This is a genomic window from Streptomyces sp. PU-14G (assembly GCF_041028275.1).
In the GTDB taxonomy this organism is placed as follows: Bacteria; Actinomycetota; Actinomycetes; order Streptomycetales; family Streptomycetaceae; genus Streptomyces.
Window position 1 is genome coordinate 1 of sequence record NZ_JASKYT010000408.1, and the last position, 5,602, is coordinate 5,602.

2 protein-coding genes and 2 rRNA genes are annotated in these 5,602 nt (G+C 66.6%); 1 reads left to right on the forward strand and 3 read right to left on the reverse strand.

The features are described 5' to 3' along the window. Window positions 1-1,827: IucA/IucC family siderophore biosynthesis protein (locus AB8Z75_RS30115; RefSeq protein ID WP_369207504.1), on the forward strand; the 1,827-nt coding region annotated here is incomplete at its 5' end. Between the two features lie 144 nt (window positions 1,828-1,971). On the opposite strand, the gene AB8Z75_RS30120 is transcribed toward AB8Z75_RS30115, so the two are convergent. The 3 genes from AB8Z75_RS30120 to AB8Z75_RS30130 form a co-directional block, all read right to left on the reverse strand. Next, complete coding sequence (locus AB8Z75_RS30120) at window positions 1,972-2,766, reverse strand: hypothetical protein (protein WP_369207505.1); 795 nt, start codon at window positions 2,764-2,766, stop codon at window positions 1,972-1,974. A gap of 1,016 nt (window positions 2,767-3,782) precedes the next feature. Further along, window positions 3,783-3,899 (reverse strand): 5S ribosomal RNA (gene rrf, locus AB8Z75_RS30125). Between the two features lie 120 nt (window positions 3,900-4,019). Continuing rightward, a 23S ribosomal RNA gene (locus AB8Z75_RS30130) occupies window positions 4,020-5,602 on the reverse strand; the annotation flags it as partial.

Sequence of the window (5,602 nt, forward strand, 5' to 3'; positions counted from 1 at the left end):
ACCCCACCCCACGCGGTCGTCAGCCACCTCACCCCCGAACGCTGGGCCCGCGCCACCCGGCTCCTGATACGCAAGGCGCTCGCCGAGTTCACCCACGAGCGGCTGCTGACCCCGACCCCGCTCGACGAGACGGAACAGGGGGACGCGCAGGGGGACGCGTCGCACGGGAACGGCGCACGCCGGTACGCCGTCCGCTCCGACGACGGCGCCACCGAGTACCGCTTCACCGCCCGCCGCTACGCCCTCGACCACTGGCAGGTCGAAGCCGACAGCATCAGCCGCCACCGCGACGGCGCCGAAATCCCCCTCGACGCCCTCGCCTTCATCACCGAACTGCGCACCTCACTCGGCCTCGGCGACGACATCCTCCCCGTCTACCTGGAGGAGATCAGCTCCACCCTCGCCAGCACCGCGTACAAACTCGCGGCACCCCACGTCACCGCGGACGAGCTCGCCGCCGCCGGCTTCCAGGACATCGAGTCCGGCATGACCGAGGGCCACCCCTGCTTCATCGCCAACAACGGCCGCCTCGGCTTCGACATCGCCGAATACCGCGCCTACGCCCCCGAGACCGGCTCCCCCGTCCGGCTCATCTGGCTCGCCGCACGCCGCGACCGCACCACCTTCACCGCCTGCGCCGACCTCAGCTACGACAAACTCGTCCTCTCCGAGCTCTCCGGCGCCACCCTGCGCCGCTTCTCCGCCGCCCTGACCGAACAGGGCCTGGACATGGACGACTACTACCTCGTGCCCGTCCACCCCTGGCAGTGGTGGAACAAACTGTCGGTCACCTTCGCCGCCGAGGTCGCCCAGCGCCACCTGGTGCCGCTCGGCCACGGCGACGACGAACACCTGGCACAGCAGTCCATCCGCACCTTCTTCAACGCCACCCAGCCCACCAAGCACTACGTCAAAACCGCGCTCTCCGTCCTCAACATGGGCTTCCTGCGCGGCCTGTCCGCCTCCTACATGGAAGCGACCCCGGCCATCAACGACTGGCTGGCCGACCTGGTGGCAGGCGACGAGACGCTCCGCGCCACCGGCCTCGGCGTCCTGCGCGAACGCGCCGCCGTCGGCTACCACCCCGCCCCCTACGAGGCAGCCGCCCCCAAGGGCTCCCCCTATCTGAAAATGCTCGCCGCGCTGTGGCGCGAGAGCCCCATGCCGTTCCTGGCCGACGGCGAGAAGCCCGCCACCATGGCCTCGCTCCTGCACACCGACCGGGACGGCAACTCCCTGGCCGCCTCCCTCATCAGGGGTTCCGGCCTGGAGCCCACCCAGTGGCTGCGCTCTTACCTGACCGCCTACCTCACCCCGCTGCTGCACTGCTTCTACGCCTACGACCTGGTGTTCATGCCGCACGGCGAGAACGTCATCCTCGTCCTCGACGACCAGGGCGTCCCCCGCCGGGCCCTCTTCAAGGACCTGGCCGAGGAGATCGCCGTCATGAGCGAGGACGCCGCACTCCCCCCGGAGGTCGAACGCATCCGCGCGGACGTCCCCGAGGACATGAAGATCCTCTCCCTCTTCACGGACGTCTTCGACTGCTTCTTCCGCTTCCTCGCCCCCGTCCTCGACACGGCCGGGATCATCGACGAGGACACGTTCTGGGCCACCGTCGCCGACGTGGCCAAGGAGTACCAGAAGTCCACCCCGCACCTGGCCGAGCGCCACGCACGGTACGACCTCTTCGCGGACGAGTTCGCACTCTCCTGCCTCAACCGCCTCCAGCTGCGCAACAACCAGCAGATGGTCGACCTCCAGGACCCCGCCGGCGCGCTCCAGCTCACCGGCACCCTGAAGAACCCGCTGGCCGCACACAGGTGAGGACGAGCGCGTAACGAGAACGAAGGGCGAGCCCCGTCCGGGGGCCCGCCCTTCGTTCTCGTTACGCGACAGCGCGGCAGCGCGGCAGCACGCCGTAGTTCGGGTGCCCGGATGCCCGGGCACCCGGTGTCCGGATGCCCGGGGTCAGCCCTCCGAGGCCTGCCCCTCGTCACTCCGCCCGGTCCCGCCGGCGGCGGCCCCGTCCGCGTCGTCCCGGCCGTCCTCGGCCTCGGCCTCGGCCTCGGCCTCTGCCTCTGCCTCATCCAGAGCGTCGATGAACTCCACACCGTCCAGCTCGGCGAGCCGGTCGGAGGCATCCGTCACACCGCTCTGATCGGCCTCCAACGCCTTGGCGAACCACTCGCGCGCCTCGTCCTCGCGACCGACCTCCAGCAACGCGTCGGCATACGCGTACCGCAGCCGCGCCGTCCACGGCTGCACGGACGTCGACGCCAGCTCCGGACTCTGCAGCGTCACCACCGCAGCATCCGCCTGCCCCATGTCGCGCCGCGCCCCCGCCGCGACGAGCCGCATCTCCACCTGCCCTGCCTTGTCGAGCTGCCGCACCTCGGGCTCGCCCGCCATGGCCAACGCCTTCTCGGGGCGCCCCAGACCGCGCTCGCAGTCCGCCATCACCGGCCACAGATGCTGCAGCCCGGTCATCCGGCGCGCCGCCCGGAACTCCGCCAACGCCTCCGCGTACTTCTCCACCGCATACGCGGCGAAACCCGCCGCCTCACGTACCGACGGCACCCTCGACGCCAACCGCAGCGCCACCTTCGCGTACGCGTACGCCCGCTCGGGCTCGTCGTCCAGCAGCCGCGCCACCATCACCAGATTCCGCGCGACATCCTCGGCCAGCGTCTTCGGCAGGCTCTTCAACTCCTGCTTGACGTCCTTGTCCAGCTCCTCGCCGGTGACGTCCTCATCGATCGGCAGCCGCCGCAGCGGCTCACGGTCCTGCCGGTCACGCCCACGGTCCCGGTCGTCACGCCCGTACGGCCGCCCACGATCGCCGCCACCGCGCCGGAACCCGCCCGACCGGTCGTCGTCCCGCCGGAAACCGCCCCGACGGTCGTCCCGACGGTCCCGGTCACCGCCCTGCCCCCCGTAAGGGCGGCGCCGACGGTCACGCCCCTCGTCCCTACGAGCCCCCGACCCGCCCTGCGGCCGACCCCGGTCCCGGTCCCGGTCGTGGCCATGGCCGCGGTCGCGGTCGCGGTCGCGGTCGTCACGACGGTACGGACCACGGTCGCGGTCGTCACGGCGGAAGGAGCCACGGTCACGGTCGTCTCGGCGCGAGGCACCACGGTCACGGTCATCACGACGGTACGAGCCGCGGTCGCGGTCATCGCGACGCGAGGAGCCACGGTCACGGTCATCGCGACGCGAGGAGCCACGGTCACGGTCATCACGACGGAAGGAGCCGCGGTCACGATCGTCCCGACGCGAGGAACCACCGTCGCGGTCGTCACGGCGGAAAGAACCACGGTCGCGGTCATCGCGACGCGAGGAACCACGGTCACGGTCATCACGGCGCGAGAAAGAACGGTCGCGGTCACCGTCGCGTCGGGGGCCCTGGCCCGGGCGTTCGTCGCGCCCGCCGCGCGGGCGGTCGCCACGCGGACGGTCGTCACGGGAGAACCCACCACCGGAGCGGAAACCACCGCTGCGACCGCCACGGCCGCCGTCCTCACGCCGCGGGCCGCGCGGGCCACCCGAGCGGGAGGCGTCATCGCGGCGCGGGCCCGAGCCGGACTGCCGGGGCCGGCGTTCTGGGCGGTCGCGATCGTCGGAGGAGCTGGGGGACATCGACGTGACTCCTGTCTGCGGTGCCTGCACATCGATTCTCGCGCAGGCAGTGGAACAACGCTCTCCGAGAATGCGGAGAGAAAACAAAAAAAGGCCTTTGGCCTCCAGCGCATGCACGCTGGAGGCCAAAGGCCTCAAAGATTGTTCGGCGGCGTCCTACTCTCCCACACGCTCCCGCATGCAGTACCATCGGCGCTGAAAGGCTTAGCTTCCGGGTTCGGAATGTGACCGGGCGTTTCCCTCACGCTATGACCACCGAAACTCTGATCGGGTCACCCGGATCTTGAATCCAGGTCCCGGAGTCTCAAAGCGAACAAGCACACTCTTCATTTAGAAGTGCGGTTGTTGTCTCAGAACCCACACAGTGGACGCGAGCCTCTATGGACAAGCCCTCGGCCTATTAGTACCGGTCACCTCCACCCATTACTGGGCTTCCAGATCCGGCCTATCAACCCCGTCATCTCCAGGGAGCCTTACCCTCTCAAAGGAGGCAGGAGTCCTCATCTCGAAGCAGGCTTCCCGCTTAGATGCTTTCAGCGGTTATCCTTCCCGAACGTAGCCAACCAGCCATGCCCTTGGCAGAACAACTGGCACACCAGAGGTCCGTCCGTCCCGGTCCTCTCGTACTAGGGACAGCCCTTCTCAAGACTCCAACGCGCGCAGCGGATAGGGACCGAACTGTCTCACGACGTTCTAAACCCAGCTCGCGTACCGCTTTAATGGGCGAACAGCCCAACCCTTGGGACCGACTCCAGCCCCAGGATGCGACGAGCCGACATCGAGGTGCCAAACCATCCCGTCGATATGGACTCTTGGGGAAGATCAGCCTGTTATCCCCGGGGTACCTTTTATCCGTTGAGCGACGGCGCTTCCACAAGCCACCGCCGGATCACTAGTCCCGACTTTCGTCCCTGCTCGACCCGTCAGTCTCACAGTCAAGCTCCCTTGTGCACTTACACTCACCACCTGATGACCAACCAGGCTGAGGGAACCTTTGGGCGCCTCCGTTACCATTTAGGAGGCAACCGCCCCAGTTAAACTACCCACCAGACACTGTCCCCGATCCGGATCACGGACCCAGGTTAGACATCCAGCACGACCAGAGTGGTATTTCAACAACGACTCCACGAACACTGGCGTGCCCGTATCACAGTCTCCCACCTATCCTACACAAGCCGAACCGAACACCAATATCAAGCTATAGTAAAGGTCCCGGGGTCTTTCCGTCCTGCTGCGCGAAACGAGCATCTTTACTCGTAGTGCAATTTCACCGGGTCTATGGTTGAGACAGTCAAGAAGTCGTTACGCCATTCGTGCAGGTCGGAACTTACCCGACAAGGAATTTCGCTACCTTAGGATGGTTATAGTTACCACCGCCGTTTACTGGCGCTTAAGTTCTCAGCTTCACCACACCGAAATGTGACTAACCGGTCCCCTTAACGTTCCAGCACCGGGCAGGCGTCAGTCCGTATACCTCGCCTTACGGCTTCGCACGGACCTGTGTTTTTAGTAAACAGTCGCTTCTCGCTGGTCTCTGCGGCCACCCCCAGCTCACMMWGCAWGWKKGATCACCAGGTTTGGCCCCCCTTCTCCCGAAGTTACGGGGGCATTTTGCCGAGTTCCTTAACCATAGTTCACCCGAACGCCTCGGTATTCTCTACCAGACCACCTGAGTCGGTTTAGGGTACGGGCCGCCACACACCTCGCTAGAGGCTTTTCTCGACAGCACAGGATCATCCACTTCACCACAAACGGCTCGGCATCAGGTCTCACCCCCACACGAGGAACGGATTTACCTACTCCTCGGGCTACACCCTTACCCCGGGACAACCACCGCCCGGGATGGACTACCTCACTGCGTCACCCCATCACTCACCTACTACAGACTTGGACCGTCGGCTCCACCACTCCCGAAASCAGCAAAGCCGGCACGGACGGTTGCACGGACTTAGCATCACCTGAT